This is a genomic window from Arthrobacter sp. NPDC090010, assembly GCF_044748305.1.
GTDB lineage: Bacteria > Actinomycetota > Actinomycetes > Actinomycetales > Micrococcaceae > Arthrobacter_E.
In genome coordinates, this window is sequence record NZ_JBIVFT010000002.1 from 303,859 (window position 1) to 324,435 (window position 20,577).

Genomic DNA, 20,577 nt, shown 5'->3' on the forward strand with positions numbered 1-20,577 from the left:
CCGCCGGCGTCCCGGACCATGCCATGAAGTACCACTGGCTGGAAGCGTGGCGGATGCTCAAACCCCGGGCCGATGACCCGCATGGGCCATTGGCTCCGATGCTCGTGATCCTGACAGTCGTGACCGGGCTCGTCGACGCCTTCAGCTACCTCGAACTGGGCAGGGTGTTCGTCGCGAACATGACGGGCAACGTCGTGTTCCTCTCCTTCGCCCTGGGCGGGGCCCCGGGCTTCATCTGGTGGGCGTCTCTGCTGGCCGTCGCCGCCTTTTTCCTCGGAGCGTTCCTCGGCGGCAGGATCACAGCAGCGGCCGGCGAGCACCGTGGACGGCATCTTCGCACGGCCGCGGCAACGCAATGCGGCTTGCTGCTCCTCGCCGTCGTTCTCACCCTCGTCGTGCCCGCACCCGCCACCGGGCAGTCCTACCAGGGAGCCCTCCTGGGAGTCCTGATCCTTCTGCTCGGAATCGCGATGGGCCTTCAGAACGCAACCGCCCGCACCCTGGCCGTCCCGGATCTCACCACGACGGTGCTGACCCTCACCATCACGGGGATCGGTTCGGACAGCACCCTGGCCGGCGGGAAGAACAGCAGAGCGGGCCGACGCATGTTGTCGGTCCTGGCCATGTTCGCCGGAGGGCTGGTGGGCGTCCTGCTCATTCAGGCCGGGCTCAGCCGCTGGGTCCTGATCTGCTCCGCCCTCCTGCTGCTCGGAGTGACGCTTCTCGCCGCCCGCTCCGCCGGCTCGACCGGCCCCTGGGTGTCGCCCAGGTCCTGATCAGCCGAACAGGCCGTTCAGGGCGGACCAGGAAGTGCGGCCCGCCAAGGTCGCGGAGGTTCCCTGCTCCACCAGTTCACGGCTCGCGCGTGACGCGAGCGCATACGCCGCCTCCGCGATCGCCGAACCGGCACTCACCCGTGCGACGCCGGCCGCGGCCAGCGCACCGACGTCAAGCGTCTGCTCGTCCACGGCGACATTCAATGGAACCGGCAGCCCACTCGCGACGCTGCGCACCGCGTCGGCGTCGAGGGTTCCGAGCAGGAAGACGCCGTCGGCACCCGCCGCCGCATACCTCCGGCCGCGTTCAAGACTCTCGGCGAGCCAGCGTTCGCGGTCCCCGAGCAGTCGGTGGGTGTCGACGCGGGCGTTGATGAACAGCGCAACTCCGGAGGCGTCCGCGACGGCGCGGGCCGCCGCGATCCGTTCGCACTGCTCAGCCACGGGACGCAGCGAGTCCTCCAGATTGATGCCGACGGCGCCGAGGTCCACCACTCTGCGGATCGTCACCATGAGCTCGTCCGAGGTGGCGGCGAAGCCGTCCTCGATGTCGAGCGTCACCGGAAGCCGTCCGTCCACGGCCGTGATGATCCGCTCCGCCGCCAGAAGAGCGTCATCGCGGCTCAGCCGGTGCCCGTCCGCAGCGCCCAGAGACCAGGCGAGCCCGGCGCTCGTCGTGGCGATGGCCTTGGCTCCGGCTTCCTCCGCCAAACGGGCCGACACGGCGTCCCACACGTTCGGCAGGACCAGAGGTGTACCGGGGACATGAAGCGTGCGGAAGAGAACCGCGAGATCGGACTGAGTCGACATGGCACCACTATGTCATTTCCAAGACGGTCCGCAGGGGCCGGCCCCACGCGGACCATGAGGGGCCGTTCACCTGGTCAGACGGCGCGGGAGCCGCCTTTGACGTCCCAGTCCTTCCAGGTCCCGTTCCTCTCGGATTCGAGATCGAGAGGAACTCTGGTCCGGTCCTTGAGCAATGAAGTCACCAGGGCACCGATTCCGGTCATGACCAGGAGGTAGACGACGATCGCCCAGGTACTCCCGTAGGACTGCAGCAAGATCTGCGCAATCGTAGGCGCGAAGGCTCCGCCGATCACGCCGCCCAGTGCATAGCTGATCGAAATCCCTGAGAACCGGATGGACGCCGGGAAGGTCTCCGCGTACCAGACCGCCTGCGGTCCATAAGTCAGCCCCAGACCCAGCGAAAGAAGGCACGTACCGAAAAGCACGCCCGACACGCCACCGGTGAACACCAGCTGAAACAGGGGGATGACTCCCACCGCCTGGACCACCCAACCGACCATGACAACCGGTTTCCGGCCAAACTGGTCACTGAGAGCGCCGGCGGCGAGCGTCGAAGCCGCCCACACCAGGGCGGCCACAAGAACAGCCATCTGAACCTGCACCGGGTCGTAGCCGAGTCCGCCCTGGCCGGCCGGTCGCGACGCGAGTCCTTGAACGTAACCGCCGGTCAGCATGTACCCCACCGAATTGTTGCCGGCGAAGAACAGGGCGCTCAGCACAACTAACGGCGTGCACCGCCTGAACACCTGCGCAATCGGAGCCGACTCCTGCTGACGTGTCCTGGCGATCTCACTGAATACCGGGGATTCGTCCACAGACCGCCGGATCAGGAAACCGGCGACGATGAGCAGGAACGAGAAGAGGAACGGCACGCGCCAACCCCAAGCGGCGAAGGCCGGTCCAGGAGCCAGCTGTTGGACCAATGCCAGCATCGCCGAGGCCAGCAGCATGCCGAGCGGGACCCCCAGCTGCGGAAAGATCCCGTAGAGTCCCCGCCGACGGACCGGAGCATGTTCGACAGCCATGAGCACCGCCCCGCCCCATTCGCCTCCAGCGGAGAGACCCTGCAGAACACGCAGCAGGATCAGGACGACGGGAGCAGTCGCTCCGATGTCGCCGTATGTGGGCAGGAGGCCGATACCCGTGGTGGCTATGCCCATGAGCAAGAGGGTGATGACCAGCATGGGGCGTCGCCCGAGTCGGTCGCCGAAGTGCCCGGCAAGAAAAGCACCGAGTGGACGGAACAGGAAAGACAGACCGATCGTCACCAAAGAGATGATCTGCATCATGGCCGGTCCGGCCGGTTGGAAGAAAAGTTGGGCGAGCACGAGGTTCGCTGCAAATGCATAGATGAAAAAGTCGTACCACTCGATCGTGGTGCCCACGATCGAGGCTGCGACGACCTTGCGCCGTTCGGCAGCGGAGGTCTCCCCCGCTGCCCTGATGGTCTCTGCCATGTTCTGACGTCCTTGTCTGAGATCTAGCGAGAAAAGTAGAGCGGGGTACCGCCCGGACTCTGTGTCGTCGCCTACCAGGTGACAGGCAACGAGGTGATGCCGCGGAACACCCAGCCGTTCCAGACGATTTCCCGGCTCAAGTCGAGGTCGAGCCCCGGAATCCGTGAGTACAGCATCGGGAGCGAGTGGTCGGCGATGGCCGCCTTGGCGGCCCAGCGTCCCGCACACATGTGGACTCCACTGCCGAAGGCCAGATGCCCACGCGCTGTCCGCCGCACGTCGAATCTGTCGGGATCCACGAAGACGACGCCGTCGCGATTCGCACTCGCGAGCAGAAGTCCGACATTGGTCCCGGACGACAGGTGAAAACCATGGAACTCGGCATCTCTCACGACCTCGCGCGGGATCATGCCGATCGGCGACTGCCAGCGCGCGGTCTCTTCGAAAGCATCCCCCCAGGCAACGTCGCCGGATAGGACTGCTGTCCGCTGATCCGGGTGGTTGGAAAGGGCCCACACGAGATTGGTGATCATGTGCTGGGGTTCATTCATGCCACCCGAGATCGTCAGGTGCACGTTCGCTCGCACGGACTCCTCCGGCAGACCGACGTCCAGGAGATGAGAGGTGATCGATCCGTTCGGCGTGCGACGCAGCTGTGGGAGAAGATCATCGAGAAGTGCATCGACCTCCGTCTGGCTCTCCTCGCAGCGACGCCAGATTTCGGGATCGTCGAGAAGATTGCCGATCCCTGCGATGTACGAGGTGGACCATCGAGCCATGGCGTCCACCGAGACGTCCTGGGGAAACCCCAGGAGGTCGATGAGGTTCTGACTGGCCACCGGCGCCGCGAAATCGCGGTTGAGATCTGCTTCTTGCGGGCCGATCTCCAGCAGATGGTCGATCCAGCGCTCGACATTCTGAGCGAAACGAGGTGACCACAGCCCCTTCACCGCTTTGGGCCTGAGCGTCGGGTTGATCGCGGCACGTTCCTCGGCGTGCCCCGGATCGTCTTTGCGGAGCATCGGCCGGCTCCCCAGGGCTCGGACCATTGTCAGGTTGCTCTCCGACTGAGAACTGAAAATCTCCGGCCTACGCTCGGCGTCGCTGATCACCTCGTGCCGAGTCAGAAAGACCCTGTCGACGGCCGGGACATACGCGACTGGTCCCAGCTCACGGAGCCTCTCAAACTGGGGATACGGATCCTGCATGGCAGCCCCTGGATCGAACCACTCAGCCACGGGCATCTCGGCCCATCCTACGACGCTCTCCATTGCATGACTCCCTCTGCAGCGAAGCCACCGGATGTGGCCTACCTCTCATCAGCCATGATGAAGCCGCCCAAACCTCGACTCAAGCGGATATTTCCGAGGAGAAACCACGGAATATTAGGAATTCAAGTCACTCCATACTGGTCACGATCTCACCCCGGAGCGTCTTCAGGCAGGTGACGACGGCGGATACCCGTGGCGGAATCGGACGATGGGGCCAGGCGATGAGCACCTCCACCGGACGGGGTGCGGGATCGAGAGGCAGATACACGAGCCGCTTTCCATCCCACGTTTCCGGCGACACCTTACGCCGCATGAGGAGCGTGTAGCCCAGACCACGGCCGACCAGCGCTCGGCAAAGCTCGTAGTCGGGGGTTCGGTAATGGATTCTCGGAGTGATCCCCTGGCTGGACATCAGTTCGAGCGTGTGAGTACGACTCGCCACGATGTCGAGAAGCACCATCGGTTCATCTGCCACTTCGGAAAGCGCCACACGGCTCCGCCCCGCGAGTGCATGATCCTCGGAGACCGCCAGAACAGCTTCTGTGACCGCAATACCGACGCGGCGGTACTCTGGCGGTACGCCGATGTCGAAGGTGACGATCAAGTCGATCTCCCCGCTGTCAGCGGCTGAGATCATCGATTCAAGATCACCCGTCCGGTACTCGAGGTGAATGCCGGGGTAGCTCTCACGGAGCACGAGGATCAGACGCGGAAGGATGACGCTCGCCAAGGTGCCGAGCACTCCGATCCGGACTGGACCCACCACCGCGCTGAGCTCTCGTCCCACGGATGCGCTCAGTTCCGCCCCGTCCGTGACGATGCGACGGGCTATGGGCAGGATCGTGAGGCCGTCCGAGGTGAGCGTCGCGCCGCGGGAACGTTGCCGACGGAACAGCTCAGCACCCAACGCCTTTTCCAGGACAGTGATCGCATCGGACACCGCGGAGTCCGACGCGTTGAGTGCCAGAGCCGCCTTGGCGATCGATCCGGATTCCGCGACTGCGAGGAAACACTCGATCTGCCGGAGGGTGTAGGGGATCTGCGGAACCTTTTCCGCAGGGACGAGAGATACCGACTCGCTGTTGCGCATTTCACAACTATTGCGAATATTCCGGGAAAGTTCAACGACTATTCCCGCTTTTCCGAAGGTATCAACTTGCTCCATACTCGAGGCAGCACAGGGGTTCCCATGGCCCGCGAAGCACGTTTCAAGGAGGCAAGGATGCCGAAGATCACGTATATCGGGCTCGACGACTCAGTGGAGGTCGAAGCCACCGAGGGCCAAAGCATCATGCGCGCGGCAGTCTTGAACGGCATCGGCGGAATCGTCGGGGAATGCGGCGGCCAGGCGATGTGTGCCACTTGCCATGTCTTCGTCGAAGGCGCCGACTGCGAGCTGCCGGACATCGAGGACGACGAAGCGGAAATGCTCGAGTGCACGGCCGACGAACGACGCAGCAACAGCAGACTCGGCTGCCAGCTCTCCGCCGGCAGCCATTTCTCGGAGATCATCGTTCGTCTTCCTCAGCGGCAGGTGTGACGTGGACAAGAACGTGGTGATCATCGGAGCCGGCCAAGCCGGACTCACAGCGGCGGTCGCGCTCCGCGAGCGAGGATGGAAGGGCGAAATTCATCTGTTAGGGGAGGAAACTCACGATCCGTACCAGCGGCCGCCCCTCTCCAAGGGCTATTTGGCAGGCAAAGAAGGACGAGAAGACCTACGGCTCCGCAGCCGTGACGCGCTTGAACAGGACGGCATTACGCTGTGGTGCAACACCTTCGTAGAGGCAGTCGACCGCGGAGCCGGGCAGGTACAGCTCCGCGATGGCCGTCGAATCGGCTTCGACACGCTGATCTTTGCAACGGGCTCTCGCCCTCGAAGTCTCCGGCTTCCGGGTCACGACCTGATGGGCATCCATACGGTGCGCACCATCGAAGATGCCGATGCCCTGCACAGAGACCTCGAACTAGGTGGCGATACCGTGTTCATCGGCGGAGGACTCCTTAATCTGGAAGTCGCGATCGAGGCCAGAAAGATCGGTAATGTAACGGTTCTGGAGATGGCCCCTCAAATCCTCGGACGCGTCCTCAGCCGCAATACTGCGGACGCCCTCGCGAGCTACCATGCAGAAGAAGGTGTCGAGATCCGCTGCGGATCCCACATCACGTCGATCCTTGGCGAGGACAGGTGTGTGGCAGGCGTGGAGCTCGCCGGCGGCGAGATCATCCCAGCAGCCCGGGTCGTCGTGAGCATCGGTGCCGAAGCCTGCGACGAACTGGCGAAGCAGGCCGGTCTGGCCACCGACGGCGGCATCTTGGTGGACAATCTGCTCCGGACTCAAGACCATCGAATCTTCGCCATCGGTGACTGTGCAAAGTACCCAAACCCTTTCGCCGACGCGGAGATGCGTGTCGAATCAGTCCAAAATGCAACCGACCAGGCGCGATTCATCGCCGCCGTCCTCACCGGTCAGAGCTCCGACAGCTACTGCGCCGTCCCCTGGTTTTGGAGCACCCAGGGCGAACGACGTCTGCAGATCGCCGGGATCGCGAAACCTGACGACGGTGCTCGCGTCGTGTCGCAGGGCGACAACGGACAATTGGTCGTCGAGCGAGTCCGCAACGGAACCGTCGTCGCTGTCGAGACGATCAATGCCCCAGGCCCGCATATGAAGGCGCGCCGGTCCCTCGCTGCGACTGGACTCATCCAGACGCCCTGAAGTCCAGGAGCAATCTGCATCCCGACGGCCAATCAGGAGCGGCCCGTTCTGTCCACGGCTAAGATCATCTGGTGCTCAACACCCCCGAAACCCGGAAACCCCGGCTGCCCTTCGAGGTCTGGGCGCTCGTCGCCGGAGGCTTCACCGTAGCCCTCGGTTACGGCGTCGTCGCCCCCGTCATCCCGCAGTTCGCCCTCGAATTCGGCGTCTCGAACTTCGCTGCATCCGCCATCGTCAGTGCCTTCGCCCTCATGCGTCTGGTGTCAGCACCACTGGCCGGCTGGGTGATCGGGCGGTTCGGGGAACAGCGAACCTACATCGCCGGCATCCTGATCGTCGCCCTGTCCACCGGAGCCGCCTCTCTGGCGGTCGACTACACCCAGTTCGTCGTGCTGCGCGGCGCGGGCGGTGTCGGGTCTGCGATGTTCACGATCGCCGCAACCGCCCTGCTCATCAAGGTGAGCCCGCCGGACGCCAGAGCCCGGGTCGCGAGCCTCAATGCCGCAGGATTCCTGCTCGGAGGGCTCCTCGGTCCTGTGTTCGGCGGTCTCGTCACGACCTTCGGACTGCGCGCGCCGTTCGTCTTCTACTTCCTGACCCTGATCGCCGCGGCCATCGTGGTCACGGTCGCCCTGCGCAGCTCACGCCGGACGGCAAGCCTGACGCAGCCCGTCGAGGACACTCCTCAGCTCAGTTTCGGCCTAGCACTCGGGATCAGGCAGTACAGAACCCTGCTCCTCTCGGTCTTCTCCTTCGGCTGGGCATCCTTCGGCATCCGCGTCTCGGTACTCCCGCTCTTCGTGGTGGTCGCCTTGCACGGCAGCCCCGCGACGGCGGCGTGGGTCCTCGCCGCCTATGCGGCCGGCAACGCCCTGCTCATCTTCCCTGCGGGACGCTGGGGCGACACGCTCGGCCGTAAACCGCTGCTGGTCATCGGGATGGCGGCCCTCACGGTGGCCTATCTGCTGGTTCCCGCGACGCCGGTCCTCTGGACCACCTTGCTGGTCATGCTCGTGGCCGGTGCCGGCTCGGCGCTGGTGAACCCCGCCCAGCAAGCTGTCCTCGCGGACGTGCTCGCCCAACGGCGGGGCGGAAACGTCGTGGCCGCCTACTCGATGGCGAGCGATCTGGGCGGCGTGCTCGGGCCACTCGTCGCAGGGGCCGTGGTGGACGCCGCCGGCTTCGGCTGGGCCTTCGGAATCACGGCCGCGCTCCTCGGGGCGGCAACCCTCGCCTGGCTGCTCGTCCCCGACTCCCGCGGACTGTCGCACCCCGCTCCGTTGCGTCATTCCACGGACGACGACGGCGTGCAGCCCCGCTGAGCGACGCCTACCGCTCTGAGCGGGACAGCCTCTTCCAGAAGCGCGGCGCGTGGAAGAGGTGGTGCGTCTTCCGGTCGGCGTAGATCATGTGCAGCACCAGGACGACGCCGACGACGATCGCCACTGCCCGCACGATGTCGATGGGGATCCAGCCGAAGACGTTGAGCTGGTCGGTCAGGGCGATGAGGACGAAGAACGCGGAGAGGTAGTAGACCAGCTTCATCTGCCAGCCGTCACTGATTCCGGTCACACCGAAGAAGACCAGCAGCCACACCATGTACCAGGGCTGGATGACCGGTGCGAGGACCACCACAGCGGCGAACGCCCAGGCGGTGTTGCGCAACAGTTCGCGAGTGAAGTTCTTCTCCCCGGAAGGCCAGCGGAACACCAGCCAGAGGACGACCAGCACCGAAAGCACCTTGCCGACGGTGAGGATCACATCCGTCACAGGGTCTCCGCTGCTCCCGAAGAGCTGGACCACGAAACCGACCGTATGCGCGAGCAGTCCCACCGGGGCGAACCAGATCCAGACCGTCCCCGGCGTCTGCAACGCCCCCAGCCAGCCGAAGCCGAGCCCGTTCGAGACCCCCACCACGGCCAGCAGACCGAGCGAGATCCCCGCCGTCGCACCCCAGCAGAGAATACGACGAGGCCATCGTGCACCCTTGCCCGCCCACAACAGCCCGGCGAAGGGCAGGGCGAGGATGGTGATCGGTTTGACCGCGATCGACGCCGTGATGAGGATGACCCCTCGAACCGCCCGGCGCGTGGCCGCGTAGTAAACACCTGCAACCACCAGCCCGATCATGAGCGAATCATTGTGGCCACTGGCGACGAAGTTGATCAGCAGGACGGGATTGAGCACCACGAGCCAGATGGTCCGTTCGGCGTTGAGTCCGCACATCACGGCCAGTCGCGGGATGTAGATGTACAGCAGCACCACACCCAGTACGCCGGCCAGCCTGAAGATGAACAGGGCCGGTTCGGGTGCGCCACCGCTGATGAGCACCGCCCCGAACTCGATCCACAGCCACAGCGGGCCGTACGGGGTCGGCGCCTCGGTCCAGAGCGTGTCCGGTCCGAGGGAGAAGTAGTTACTGAGGGAGGAGATGCCGCTCTTGTACGGGTCGAGGCCTTCGAGCATCAGACGGCCTTGCCCGAAGTAGGCGTACATGTCCCGGCTGAAGAGCGGCAAGGCGAACACCAACGGCGTCACCCAGTACCACAGCGCCTTCTTCAGCAGCGGGCGATGCTCCGGGGTCCAGGCACCGACACGCTGATTGAGCCGCAACCACGCGCGCAGGAGCAGGAGCGCGCCGACGCACACCAGGACCGTGCAGACGATGACCGCGGGAAGCGTGGTCCGGGCCACGATGAAGGGCCAGGTGCGGATCAGCACACTGCCCTGAGCGAGCCAGCCGACGCCCATCGATCCCACAGTCATGAGGATCGAACCGACCAGGCCTTGACGCAGGGCCACTTCCGGCCCGCCCGGGGCCGGCTTCGGCGCACTCATCTCAGCTCTTGTTCCTTCCGATTCGACAGCCTCACAACAACGCGGCGCACCGGAATGATCGATCCGGAGGTCCGTGCCCGGCCGAGGCCACAGCCGGAGACACTACCCGCCGTCACTGCAGATCGGCTGGGAAGAAGCCACTGGGATAAAATGTACCGTCTGGGCCTTCACCTCGCTCCACCGCACACGCCCAGTCACAGGCCTTCTTCACTGTGCACGGCCATGGACCTGATCGCTGGCAGACAAGGACATTCTCATTTTCTCCGACGCCTTTTTCTCGAAACTCACGACCGTCCGGAACCGGATCTTCTCGCGTCCGGCCCAGGACTGGCTGAGCAGCCGGACCGGATTGTGGGCCGGTTTCGGCCTGCTCCACGCGGTCTTCCTGATCTTCGCGCTGGTCCTTGCCACCCGCAATGAGGCCTTCAGTGACACGTTCATCTACCGGGACTGGGTCGCGGCGGGATTCAACGAAAGTCTCATCTCCGGACCGAGTCCGTGGGTTTACCCGATCCTGGCCCTGCCGCCGATGGCGATCGCCTACGTCTTCGGCCCGGCGCTGTTCTTCTTCCTGTGGGTCCTCATGATCACCGTGCTCAACGGAGTCGCCCTGGGCATGCTCACGGACTGGGGACGCAAGCGTGAATCCATGCCTGCGGCCTGGTGGTGGCTCAGTTTCGTGTTCCTGATGGGCTGGCTCGGATTCGCCCGCGTCGACGGCTTCACGGCCCCGATCGTACTGATCGCCCTCAGCTACGGGGTGCGGCGTCCCTTCGTCGCTTCGGTGATCCTCGCCGTCGGGACCTGGATGAAGGTCTGGCCGGCGGCCGTCATGCTCGCCTTGTTCGCAGTGGTCAAGGACCGCGTGAAGGTCATCCTGGGCGGCGGCGTCGTGACGGCCGCCGTCGGGGTCGCCGCCGCTGCGCTGGGCGTACTGCCCAGACTCCTCAACTTCCTCACCCAGCAGGGCGACCGTGGCATGCAGCTGGAAGCCACCTTCACCACGCCGTGGCTGTGGCTCTCGGTGCTGGGCATCGGGGATTCCCACATGTACATGAACACCGATATCAACTCGATGCAGGTAGACGGCCCGGGCACCACCGTGATGTCCGCTCTCATGCAGCCTCTTCTGATCCTTGCCGCGGCCGTGGTCGCCGCTTTGGTGTTCTGGGCTCTGCACCAGGGCAAGACGCGCGGCGGCATCGACAGGACCGAGCTGCTGCTGGCCGGCGCACTCGCGCTGACGACGGCTTTCATCGTCTTCAACAAGGTCGGATCCCCTCAGTTCATGGTCTGGCTCGCCCCGGCCGTCGCACTCGGCCTGGTGCACGACTTCAAGGCGTGGCGCACCCCCGCCGTGATGCTGATCCTGATCGCGATCACCACCTTCCTGATCTATCCGCTCTTCTACGACGCCTTGAGCCACAACAATCCGCTCATGGCCCTCGTCCTCACCGTCCGGAACCTGCTGCTGGTGGGCCTGCTGGTGCTCTCGGTCCGTAGGCTCTACTCGCTCGGACGGGACGCGAAGGTCTCCCCCGCGCCGCGCACGACGCCGACCGCCGCTGAGAGTCCCGCGCGCGGCGCCGACATCGCGGAAGCGGAGTGAAGCCCCGCATGCTGGACCGTCTGACCACCCTGCGCGACCGGGTGCTTCCCCCACGAGCCGTCGCCTGGTTCGGCACGCGTTCGAGCGTGTGGTGGGGCTTCGCGGTGGTTCATCTCTACTTCCTGGCGTGGATGGCGTCCTTCTTCCTCAAGGGCGACACCTTCAGTGACACCGAGCAATACCGTCAATGGGCCACCGGGTTCGTGCCGGACCGGCCCGGAATGGTGCCGATCACGCCGTGGGTCTATCCGGCCCTGGCGCAGATCCCGATCCAGTTGGCGAACCTGTTCGGCCCGTCGCTGTACCTCCTCGGCTGGTTCCTGATCATCACGGCTCTGAATGCCTGGGCCCTCGCGGTCCTGGTCTCCGGAACACGCCGCCAGAGCGGCATCGCACCGGCCTGGTGGTGGATGTTCTTCCTCGTCTTCATGGGCTACCTCAGCTTCGCCCGCGTCGAAGGCATCGTCGCCCCCCTCGTGCTGGTCGCGCTGCTCGCGGCGGTCCGGCGCCCGGTGATCGCAGCAGCGTTGCTGAGTGTCGCCACGTGGATCAAGGTCTGGCCTGCAGCTGTGATCGCACCGATTCTGATCGCCAGCCGCGACCGGCTGAAGGTGCTCATCACCGGCGTCGCCGTCACGGCCGCCGTCGTCATCGGCACCTGGTCCACCGGCAATCTCTCGCATATCGCGGACTTCATGACCCAGCAGGGTGAACGCGGGATGCAATTGGAGGCCACGTTCTCCACCCCGTGGGTCTGGCTGAGCGTGTTCGGGATCGCCGGCTCACACATCGCGGACAATGTGGCGATCAACTCATCGGAGGTCTATGGCCCCGGTGCCTCGGTGGCGGCATGGCTCATGCAGCCGCTCTTCCTGGTGGTGGTCCTGGTCGGTGCGGGGCTGCTCCTCTGGGCTCTGCGCCGCGGCGCAGAACGGGAGGAGCTCTTCCTGGAGGGCGCGCTGCTGATGACGGCGGCGTTCATCGTGTTCAACAAGGTCGGGTCCCCGCAGTTCATGGTCTGGCTCGCCCCCGTGGTCATCGCGGGTCTGACTCACGATTGGGAACGCTGGAAGGTGCCGGGGGCGCTGCTCATGGTGATCGCCATCACCACTTTCGTGATCTACCCGCTCTTCTACACTCCGCTGATCCATGCCCATCCGCTCATGGCCGCCGTGCTCACCGTACGCAACGTCCTGCTCGTGGTGCTGCTCGTGTGGTCGGTGCGCCGCACCGTACAACTGGGACGGGCCGCGAAGCCGCTGTCTTCGGGAGCCGAGGCTCCCGCCCGCTGACTGACAAGCGGGGCCCGATGGAGGAGCCCGACGACGCCGTGCGGCGTCGTCGGGCTCCTCCGTTTCCGGTCCGCCGGCGTCAGCCTGCCGGCTCCAGGCGCGGGCGCCCGCCGGCCGTCCGGTTCAGATGACGCCCCAGTACGGGTCGGACTTGCGGGTTCCGAAGAGCGCCTTGCGCGTATGGACGTCCAGGAACGCCAGGTACACCGTCATCGCCAGCGCCACTCCGAAGGCGACCGTGGAGACGGGGACGCCCAGCTGCACGAAGGAGAAGACCGAGAGCTGGTCCTGGGCGCCGAACACCACGAAGAAGGTGATCACGACGTACAGGGACTTGATCTGCCAGTCGTTCCGGATTCCCGTGGCAGCCAGCAACGGCACGAACCACAGGATGTACCAGGGCTGGATGATCGGCGAAAGCAGCACGATCGATGCCATCGCCAGGCCGGCGCGGCGGACCAGGTGCTCGTGCTTCCCGCGAAGGATCAGCCAGGCGGCAAGCAGCATGGAGGCGTACTTCAGAAGGCTCCGGAACCCTGTCGCAATATCCCCGCCGGGCAGACCGAGAGCATTGCAGAACATCTCCAATTGCTGCCCCAGGAAACCGGAAGGCGCGTATCCCGTGTAGCCGGGCGTCGGGTCGGTGAGGGCGAAGAGCCAGCCGAAGCCGAGCCCGTACGGGATCCCGCTCACCGCCAGGATCGCGAAGGAACCTGCTCCGGCCAAGGCCCAGAACGCTATCCGGCGAGGCCAGCTCGCCCCTTTCCCGGCCCACATGAGGGCGAGGAACGGCAGGAAGACGATGGTGATGATCTTGACGCCGATGGAGGCCGTGATGAGCAGGAGGGCCGTCTTGTGCTTCCCCACGGAAGCGAAGTAGAAAGCCGCCACGGCCAGTCCGACCATGAGGACGTCGTTGTGCGCACTGGCGACGAAACTGATGAGGAAAAGCGGATTCGCGACCGCGAGCCACAACGCCCGGCCCGGGTTGATGCCGTGCTGCGCCGCAAGCTTGGGGACGTATACCACGCAGAGCACGACGCCGATCAACGCCACCACACGGAACAGAAGCACCGAATAATCGGGCTGGGCACCCGTGATGCCGACGACGGCGCGCGCCAGCCAGAGGAAGTAGGGGCCGTAGGGTGTGCGGTTCTCCGCCCAGGCCTGATCGGCTCCGAGTGAGAACCAGTTGCTGAGCGACGAGATGCCCTGCGAATACGGGTCCAGGCCCTCGGCCACGAGCCGGCCTTGACCGGTATAGGCGTACACGTCCCGAGAGAAGATGGGAACCGCGAAGAACAACGGCAGAGTCCAGAGGCCGATGGCCCAGACGACCGCCCTCAGCGAGCCCTTCTGCCAGCCGCCCAGGCGCTGCCCGAGCCGGATCCAGGACCGGATCAGGATCATGGCACCGAGACTCAGGGCGAGAGTGGATGCGGTGAGGCCCTGCCCTTCGGTGCGAAGGAAGATCACGAGGGGGTGGCGGAGCATCGGCGAGGCCGGTGCGATCCAGCCCATGCCGATGGATCCGGCGAAGACGAGGAAGGACCCGATGGTCCCTTCGACGATCGCGGGCCAGGGATTGCCTGCCCAGGGTTCGCGGAGCCGGGCAAGACGCTTGAGCGGTGAGCGGGTGGGTGCGGGAGATTCCTTCGTGCCCGACTTGTCCGTCATCCCCGCCACCTGTCTGTCCGTACCACGTCCGCCCACAACTTCTTCGCCCAAGGCGGCGCTGGACTCACGACGGTCCCGGCCTCCACTTTCGCAGACGTCATTTTATCAGCGTGATTCCCCGGCGGCGCGGAGGACCCGCGACGTCGGGGGCACGGACTGCGCCGCCGGAACCGACCGCCCGGTAGTCTTGCACGGTGGCTAAAACACAAGACCGAATTGTCTGGATCGACTGCGAGATGACCGGGCTGGACCTGGAGAAGGACGCTCTGATCGAAGTGGCCGCCCTGGTCACGGACTCCGAGCTGAACATCCTCGGCGACGGCGTCGATGTTGTCATCAAGCCCTCCGACGAGGCGCTGGAACAGATGAACGACTTCGTGCGCCAGATGCACACGGACTCCAAGCTGCTGGACGAACTCCCTCACGGAGTCAGCATGGAGGAGGCTCAGGAGAAGGTTCTCGCCTACATCAAGGAATGGGCTCCCGGTGCGGGCGCCGCTCCCCTGGGTGGCAACTCGGTGGGGACCGACAAGATGTTCCTGCTGAGGGACATGCCCGAGCTGGTGAACCACCTGCACTACCGCGTCATCGACGTCAGCACCATCAAGGAGCTCGCCCGCCGCTGGTTCACGCGCGCATACTTCCAGGCCCCGGCCAAGCACGGCGGGCACCGGGCGCTCGGTGACATCCGGGACTCCATCGACGAACTGCGGTATTACCGGCAGGCCGTCTTCGTACCCGCCCCCGGACCGGACACGGCGACGGCTCGGGAAGTCTCGGCGGCCATCTCCAGCGCGCCCGGGAGTGCCGCTCATGCCGCCCAGCAGGAGCAGGAACTGTAATACGCGTCACTCGCGGGAAAAATTTTCCCCGAAACCAGGAAAAGTGGCACGAAGGGCCCCGCTGATCAGCTAAGCTATTCAACGTTGCTTTTCGACGGAATCACGCGAAACCGCCGTTGAGCAGTGCTTGGTGGGTATAGCTCAGTTGGCAGAGCGTCTGGTTGTGGTCCAGAAGGTCGCGGGTTCGACCCCCGTTACTCACCCCATATGTGGCGAGGTTCAGTTCTGAACCTCGCCACTTCTGTTTTCCGGGGCATTTCCTTCCGGGAGGATTCCGCCGGTCGTTAGACTGACCGAGCGGTGACCGGTTCGCGGCATCGCACCGATGGCCGCACCGGAAGGGGTTTCCCGTGGATCTTCGACTCCGTGACCTGGAGGATGCGGACCTGGACACGATCTTCGTGTGGGAGAGCGATCCGGCCGGGGTCAGGATGGCTGCGTTCACCCGCGCCGATCCGGGCGACCGCGAGGCGTTCGAGGAGCATTACCGGAAAGTGCGCGCGGAGTCGTCGAATCTGATCCGGGTGATCGTGGCCGGCGACGAACCGGTCGGGACGATCTCCAGCTTCTGGATCGGCCATGATCGCGAAATCTCCTACTGGATCGCCCCGGAACTTTGGGGCCAGGGCATCGCCACACAGGCACTCGGACTCTTCCTCGCGGTGGAGACCACGCGCCCTCTCCGGGGACGGGTCGCTGAGACCAACCCCGCATCCTGCGCCGTCCTCGAAAAGAACGGGTTCGAGGAGATCGGGCAGGACTCCGGCTACGCGCCCGGGATCGGACGCACGGTGAAGGAACACCTCTACCGCTTGTCCGGAGGCTGAACCCTTCGGCCGAGCCGGCCCTGACGAGTGGTGACGCGCCGAGCAGGCAGAATGATCCGTGAACCCACTCCGCCCACAGCGAGGATCCCATGCGCCAGCGCCCGTTCCGCCAAGTCGATGTGTTCTCCGGAGCCCGGTACCGGGGCAATCCCCTCGCCGTGGTGCTCGACGGCGAGGAGCTGGACACCGAGCAGATGCAGGAGTTCGCGCGGTGGACGAACCTCTCCGAAACCACGTTCCTGCTGCCTCCCACATCACCTCAGGCCGACTACCGGGTGCGGATCTTCACGCCCTTGGCTGAGCTGGCCTTCGCGGGGCATCCCACGCTGGGCAGTTGCCACGCCTGGCTCGCTGCCGGCGGCACGGCCCGGAACCCTGGGCACGTGGTGCAGGAAAGCGCGCAGGGGCTGGTCCACGTGCGGCGCGACGGCGAACTGCTGAGTTTCGCGGCCCCGGACCCGGTCCTGGACCCCGTCCCGGAGGAGTTGCAGGCCGAGGTGCTGAAGGCCTTGGAGCTGCCGTCGGACGCGCTGATCGGGTGCCGATGGATCGACAACGGCGCCCGCTGGATGGGTCTGCTCCTGCACGATGTCGAATCCCTGCGCGCAGCGCGTCCCCACGCCGCTGAGCTGCACGGCCTCGGGGTGAAAGCCGGGATGTGCGCCATTCACCCTTTCTCTGAAGGGGAATCCCCCGTCCTGGAGGTTCGAGGCATCACTCTGACGCCCCAGGGCATCGCCGAGGATCCGGCAACGGGAAGCCTGAACGCCGGCCTCGCCGCATGGCTGACCCAGGAGGGCATCCTGAACCTGCCCTACACGGCGCATCAGGGCACGGGCATCGGCCGTACCGGCCGCCTGAGGCTGAGTCGCGGCACGGACGGCCGGCTGTGGGTCGGCGGGACCGTCCGCAGCTGTGTGGAAGGGACGGTGCTGCTCTAGCACCGCCCCCACACCGTCTACTCTTTGCGCTTACGCCGTCCCAGGAGACTTTCACGGTGTTCCGCCGGAAGCGATTGCGCTGCCTTGGCGACTCCCATGACGATGGCCTGCCGTCGGCGGCTGCTCAGTCCGTCCCACCAAGCATCGGCGTTGCGGGGTCCCGACTCGATGGCATCGTCGTCGGATTCGAGACCGAACTTCTCCGACAGATCGGCGACCAGAGCCTCGCGACGCAGGCGATCCGCACGCCGGACGTTTCGTTGCAGCGCCTTGAACGTCGCGACACACATGAGGATCATCACGACACTGAACGGCAGCGCAATCGTGATCGCAAGCGTCTGAATGGCCGCCAGACCTCCCGCCAGCAGGAGTGCGGCGGCCAGGGCCGCCGTCGCAAGCGTGAAAAAGACCCGGATCCAGTTGCGGGGTTCCGCATCGCCGCCGGTGGCCAGCATGGCCATGACAAGCGATCCGGAGTCGGACGAGGTGATGAAGAAGATCGCGGACAGGATGATCGCACCCACCACCAGCAGTCCGCCTGCCGGGAGCTGCTCCAGAACCTGGAACAAGGCAGCATTGGCATCCACGCTGCCGTCGGCTGCGATCACCGAGGTGTAGCCGTCCGACTTGTTCATCTCGTGGAAGATCGCCGTGCCGCCGAGGACACCGAACCAGACGAAGGTGATGAGCGCGGGCACCAGCACCACTCCGAGGATGAACTCCCGTACCGTGCGGCCGCGCGAGATCCGGGCGATGAAGACACCGACGAACGGCGCCCAGCTCATCCACCAGCCCCAGTAGAAGGTGGACCATGAGGCCTGCCACGCAGCTCCGGCGTCGCCCGTGAAGGCAGAGGTGTCCGTGGACATTCCCAGCCAGTTCTGCAGATAGTGGCCCACCGACTGAACGATCTCCTTGGCCAGGAACTGCGTAGGCCCGACGATCAGGACGAACAGCAGAAGACCTCCGGCGAGGATCAGATTGATGTTCGAGAGCCACTTCATCCCGCGGGAGACACCGGAAAGAACCGACCAGAGAACGAAGCACGTGACGATGACAATGATCACGTATTCGATCCACTGGTTGTCCGCCGCGATCACGCCGAGCGACTTCAGGCCTGCGCTGATCTGCGTGACTCCGAGGCCGAGCGAAGTGGCGACTCCGAACACCGTGCCGACGAGCGCGACGACGTCGATCGTGTGCCCCCAGCCTCCGCGGACAGCCTTCTCACCGATGAGCGGTTCCAGGGCCCAGCGCACGGCCAGCGGCCGTCCGCGGCGATGGATCGCATGGGCCAGCGAGAGCCCCACCACCACGTAGATCGCCCACGGCTGGAATCCCCAATGCAGGAACGTCGTGGCGATCGCCTCCTGGGCCTGGGCGCCGGGCTGCAGGTTCTGTTCCACGATGGACGGCTTCGGAGTCGCGAAGTGCGTCAGAGGCTCGGTGACACCGTAGAACACGAGGCCGATGCCCATGCCTGCCGCGAACAGCAGGGCGAACCAGCTCATCAGGGAGAACTCTGGACCGTGCTCCGGCCGGCCGAGCGTCACGTCCCCCTTGCGGGAGAATCCCAGGTACACGCAGAACAATACGAAGCCGAAGGCGAGCAGGACATACCACCAGCTGAAGTTGGCGATGATGGCACCCTGGACGGCGGCGATGCCGACGCTCATGCCCTCCGGGCTGATGACGGTGGCGGTCACGAAGGCTAGCACGATGACCGCCGTGGGCCAGAACACCCAACGGGCGATCCCGGTTCGTGAGACGGTGGTGGACGCTTCGGGCGGGCTTTGACTCTCCGTAGGCATATTTTGACCGTATCGAAGCGCCGAAGCGGCGGGCAAGCTCGCCGAAGCCCGGAACGCCGTCCTGACGGACAGGCGGTTTGTCCGCGCTGACGCCTTCCGGTATCGTTGCCGGACGTGTCCTCATGGCACAGTTCCGGGGCCTGCCCCGTTTGGCCGTATCGGATTCCGATGCGGCCTTAGTCGTTCATCCGCACATCGGCAAGAGGGGAAGTGGCAGCGATGGCCGTCCATCCTGTGACCATCTGGGGCGAACCGCTGCTCCACCGCCGGGCCGAGGAAGTCACCGTCTTCGACGACGATCTTCGCGCCCTCATCGCCGATATGTTCGAGACCAATGATGTCGCCAACGGTGTGGGCCTCGCGGCTCCGCAGATCGGTGTCGGCAAGCGCATCTTCGTCTACAAGTACGCCAACGACGACGGCGTCCCGCCTCAGGGTGTCCTGGTCAACCCCCGGCTCACGCTCTCCAAGGTCTCCGGTGCGGCGCCGGATCCAGAGGAGGACGTGGAAGGCTGCCTGTCCTTCCCGGGCGAGCACTATCCCGTGCAGCGTGCCGAGTGGGTCCGCGTGGACGGCTTCGACGGATTCGGGGAGCCGGTCTCCTTCGAGGCCACCGGCTGGTTCGCCCGCGTCATGCAGCACGAATACGACCATCTGGACGGCTTGCTCTACATCAACCGCCTGATCGATCGATACTCCCGCAAGGCCATGCGACAGGTGAAGCGGAACGGCTGGGGTGTCCCCGGCCTGAGCTGGATGCCCGGCGTGGATCCGGACCCTTTCGGCCACGACACGGAGGACTGAGCATCGTGGAGAAATCCGAGCTGCTCGACCTCACCGGCATTGAGGCCGGTGACCGGGACGACGTCCTGCGACTGCTGTCCGGCGTCCCCGGCCCCGAAGTTCTCGCGGCGATGGAGATACTCCGCGAACGGCTCGGCTCCTTCCCCGGCGGTTACGCCTCGAATAGCGGCTTCGGCGAGTTCGTCTGGCTGGAGGCTTATCTCCGTTTCACCCCTGAACTGCTCGAGTACTGGAACGGTCTGAACATCCCCGCAGAGGTGGCTGAGGCCACCCTCGCCGACCTCGGCCGTCATGTGGACATCAGCCGGCGGGTCTTCGGCCACTTCAGCCTCGAGACCTTTGGCTGGCTTTCGCTGCACTATGCGGGCAGCCTCTTCCAGCTTGGCCGCCTGCAGTTCCATCTCCTGCAGCATCACGAGGACGCCGAGTGGGCACGGCCTGGCGAGTGGCTGCTTTCGGTCCACATTCCGGAAGGCGGGGGCCTCTCCCCTGCCGCTGTCGACGACAGCATGTCCAGGGCCGTCACGTTCTTCGCCGAGTTCTTCCCGGACAAGCCCGTGCAGCAGGCCGAGTGCATCTCGTGGCTGCTGGACCCGGAACTCACCCGCCGCCTTCCGGCGAGCAATATGGCCCGTTTCGCACAGCGGTTCGCCCTCGACCGGACGAGCGCCTCCCCCGGCGACGCCGTCTATTTCACCTTCCGCAAGCGCGGTCTCGACGGTCTGGATCAGCTGCCTCGTGAAAGCTCATTGCAGCGCGCGGTGCTCGAGCACCTCGACGACGGCGGCGAATGGGGTTTGGGGCACGGTCACCTGGAGCTGCCTCAGGGCTGAGCGGGCATGGGCCGCTCCGGTCGGGGAGATCTGGTCACCGGGACCGTGGACGAGCCGTGAAGGTCGTCG

General features: G+C 65.3%; 18 protein-coding genes and 1 tRNA gene. 12 read left to right on the forward strand and 7 right to left on the reverse strand.

Annotated features, from left to right (window positions below):
- The first annotated feature begins 23 nt into the window (after nucleotides 1–23).
- The gene (locus ACIPXZ_RS04245) at nucleotides 24–776 is read left to right on the forward strand and encodes a YoaK family protein (RefSeq protein ID WP_400590884.1); all 753 of its coding nucleotides are present in this window, start codon (nucleotides 24–26) and stop codon (nucleotides 774–776) included.
- On the opposite strand, the gene ACIPXZ_RS04250 is transcribed toward ACIPXZ_RS04245, so the two are convergent.
- From ACIPXZ_RS04250 to ACIPXZ_RS04265, 4 genes are all read right to left on the reverse strand, one after another.
- The gene (locus ACIPXZ_RS04250; RefSeq protein ID WP_400590885.1) at nucleotides 777–1,586 is read right to left on the reverse strand and encodes an isocitrate lyase/phosphoenolpyruvate mutase family protein; all 810 of its coding nucleotides are present in this window, start codon (nucleotides 1,584–1,586) and stop codon (nucleotides 777–779) included. It abuts the gene before it with no gap.
- Nucleotides 1,587–1,660: 74 nt separating this feature from the next.
- Nucleotides 1,661–3,043, reverse strand: a complete 1,383-nt coding sequence (locus tag ACIPXZ_RS04255; protein WP_400590886.1) for an MFS transporter — start codon at nucleotides 3,041–3,043, stop codon at nucleotides 1,661–1,663.
- A 71-nt stretch (nucleotides 3,044–3,114) separates the two neighbouring features.
- The gene (locus tag ACIPXZ_RS04260; RefSeq protein WP_400590887.1) at nucleotides 3,115–4,314 is read right to left on the reverse strand and encodes a cytochrome P450; all 1,200 of its coding nucleotides are present in this window, start codon (nucleotides 4,312–4,314) and stop codon (nucleotides 3,115–3,117) included.
- A gap of 127 nt (nucleotides 4,315–4,441) precedes the next feature.
- Nucleotides 4,442–5,404 carry a LysR family transcriptional regulator gene (locus ACIPXZ_RS04265; RefSeq protein ID WP_400590888.1) on the reverse strand — a complete coding sequence of 321 codons (963 nt, stop codon included), beginning with the start codon at nucleotides 5,402–5,404 and terminating at the stop codon, nucleotides 4,442–4,444.
- A 132-nt stretch (nucleotides 5,405–5,536) separates the two neighbouring features.
- On the opposite strand from ACIPXZ_RS04265, the gene ACIPXZ_RS04270 reads away from it, so the two are divergent.
- From ACIPXZ_RS04270 to ACIPXZ_RS04280, 3 genes are all read left to right on the forward strand, one after another.
- Entirely contained in the window at nucleotides 5,537–5,854 is a 318-nt protein-coding gene (locus tag ACIPXZ_RS04270; RefSeq protein ID WP_400590889.1) for a 2Fe-2S iron-sulfur cluster-binding protein, read from the forward strand.
- Between the two features lies 1 nt (nucleotide 5,855).
- On the forward strand, nucleotides 5,856–7,034 hold the full coding sequence (locus tag ACIPXZ_RS04275; RefSeq protein WP_400590890.1) for an NAD(P)/FAD-dependent oxidoreductase: 1,179 nt from the start codon (nucleotides 5,856–5,858) through the stop codon (nucleotides 7,032–7,034).
- 71 nt (nucleotides 7,035–7,105) lie between these two features.
- The gene (locus ACIPXZ_RS04280; protein WP_400590891.1) at nucleotides 7,106–8,356 is read left to right on the forward strand and encodes an MFS transporter; all 1,251 of its coding nucleotides are present in this window, start codon (nucleotides 7,106–7,108) and stop codon (nucleotides 8,354–8,356) included.
- Between the two features lie 7 nt (nucleotides 8,357–8,363).
- On the opposite strand, the gene mptB (ACIPXZ_RS04285) is transcribed toward ACIPXZ_RS04280, so the two are convergent.
- Nucleotides 8,364–9,872 carry a polyprenol phosphomannose-dependent alpha 1,6 mannosyltransferase MptB gene (gene mptB, locus ACIPXZ_RS04285; protein ID WP_400590892.1) on the reverse strand — a complete coding sequence of 503 codons (1,509 nt, stop codon included), beginning with the start codon at nucleotides 9,870–9,872 and terminating at the stop codon, nucleotides 8,364–8,366.
- Between the two features lie 256 nt (nucleotides 9,873–10,128).
- On the opposite strand from mptB (ACIPXZ_RS04285), the gene ACIPXZ_RS04290 reads away from it, so the two are divergent.
- Both ACIPXZ_RS04290 and ACIPXZ_RS04295 read left to right on the forward strand, forming a co-directional pair.
- The gene (locus ACIPXZ_RS04290) at nucleotides 10,129–11,481 is read left to right on the forward strand and encodes a glycosyltransferase 87 family protein (protein WP_400591093.1); all 1,353 of its coding nucleotides are present in this window, start codon (nucleotides 10,129–10,131) and stop codon (nucleotides 11,479–11,481) included.
- Nucleotides 11,482–11,489: 8 nt separating this feature from the next.
- Nucleotides 11,490–12,773 carry a glycosyltransferase 87 family protein gene (locus ACIPXZ_RS04295; protein ID WP_400591095.1) on the forward strand — a complete coding sequence of 428 codons (1,284 nt, stop codon included), beginning with the start codon at nucleotides 11,490–11,492 and terminating at the stop codon, nucleotides 12,771–12,773.
- 123 nt (nucleotides 12,774–12,896) lie between these two features.
- On the opposite strand, the gene mptB (ACIPXZ_RS04300) is transcribed toward ACIPXZ_RS04295, so the two are convergent.
- The gene (gene mptB / locus ACIPXZ_RS04300) at nucleotides 12,897–14,450 is read right to left on the reverse strand and encodes a polyprenol phosphomannose-dependent alpha 1,6 mannosyltransferase MptB (RefSeq protein ID WP_400590893.1); all 1,554 of its coding nucleotides are present in this window, start codon (nucleotides 14,448–14,450) and stop codon (nucleotides 12,897–12,899) included.
- A 194-nt stretch (nucleotides 14,451–14,644) separates the two neighbouring features.
- Between mptB (ACIPXZ_RS04300) and orn the strand changes: the two genes are divergently transcribed.
- The 4 genes from orn to ACIPXZ_RS04320 all read left to right on the forward strand — a co-directional run bounded on the left by orn (nucleotide 14,645) and on the right by ACIPXZ_RS04320 (nucleotide 17,060).
- On the forward strand, nucleotides 14,645–15,292 hold the full coding sequence (gene orn / locus ACIPXZ_RS04305; RefSeq protein ID WP_400590894.1) for an oligoribonuclease: 648 nt from the start codon (nucleotides 14,645–14,647) through the stop codon (nucleotides 15,290–15,292).
- A 130-nt stretch (nucleotides 15,293–15,422) separates the two neighbouring features.
- Nucleotides 15,423–15,498 (forward strand) — tRNA-His (locus ACIPXZ_RS04310).
- Between the two features lie 144 nt (nucleotides 15,499–15,642).
- The gene (locus ACIPXZ_RS04315; RefSeq protein ID WP_400590895.1) at nucleotides 15,643–16,119 is read left to right on the forward strand and encodes a GNAT family N-acetyltransferase; all 477 of its coding nucleotides are present in this window, start codon (nucleotides 15,643–15,645) and stop codon (nucleotides 16,117–16,119) included.
- Nucleotides 16,120–16,208: 89 nt separating this feature from the next.
- The gene (locus ACIPXZ_RS04320; protein ID WP_400590896.1) at nucleotides 16,209–17,060 is read left to right on the forward strand and encodes a PhzF family phenazine biosynthesis protein; all 852 of its coding nucleotides are present in this window, start codon (nucleotides 16,209–16,211) and stop codon (nucleotides 17,058–17,060) included.
- Between the two features lie 17 nt (nucleotides 17,061–17,077).
- On the opposite strand, the gene ACIPXZ_RS04325 is transcribed toward ACIPXZ_RS04320, so the two are convergent.
- On the reverse strand, nucleotides 17,078–18,871 hold the full coding sequence (locus tag ACIPXZ_RS04325) for a BCCT family transporter (protein WP_400590897.1): 1,794 nt from the start codon (nucleotides 18,869–18,871) through the stop codon (nucleotides 17,078–17,080).
- A gap of 219 nt (nucleotides 18,872–19,090) precedes the next feature.
- On the opposite strand from ACIPXZ_RS04325, the gene def reads away from it, so the two are divergent.
- The gene (gene def / locus ACIPXZ_RS04330; RefSeq protein WP_400590898.1) at nucleotides 19,091–19,675 is read left to right on the forward strand and encodes a peptide deformylase; all 585 of its coding nucleotides are present in this window, start codon (nucleotides 19,091–19,093) and stop codon (nucleotides 19,673–19,675) included.
- A 5-nt stretch (nucleotides 19,676–19,680) separates the two neighbouring features.
- Nucleotides 19,681–20,508: an acyltransferase domain-containing protein gene (locus ACIPXZ_RS04335; RefSeq protein WP_400590899.1), complete on the forward strand. Its 828-nt coding sequence runs from the start codon at nucleotides 19,681–19,683 to the stop codon at nucleotides 20,506–20,508.
- Nucleotides 20,509–20,577: the final 69 nt, after the last annotated feature.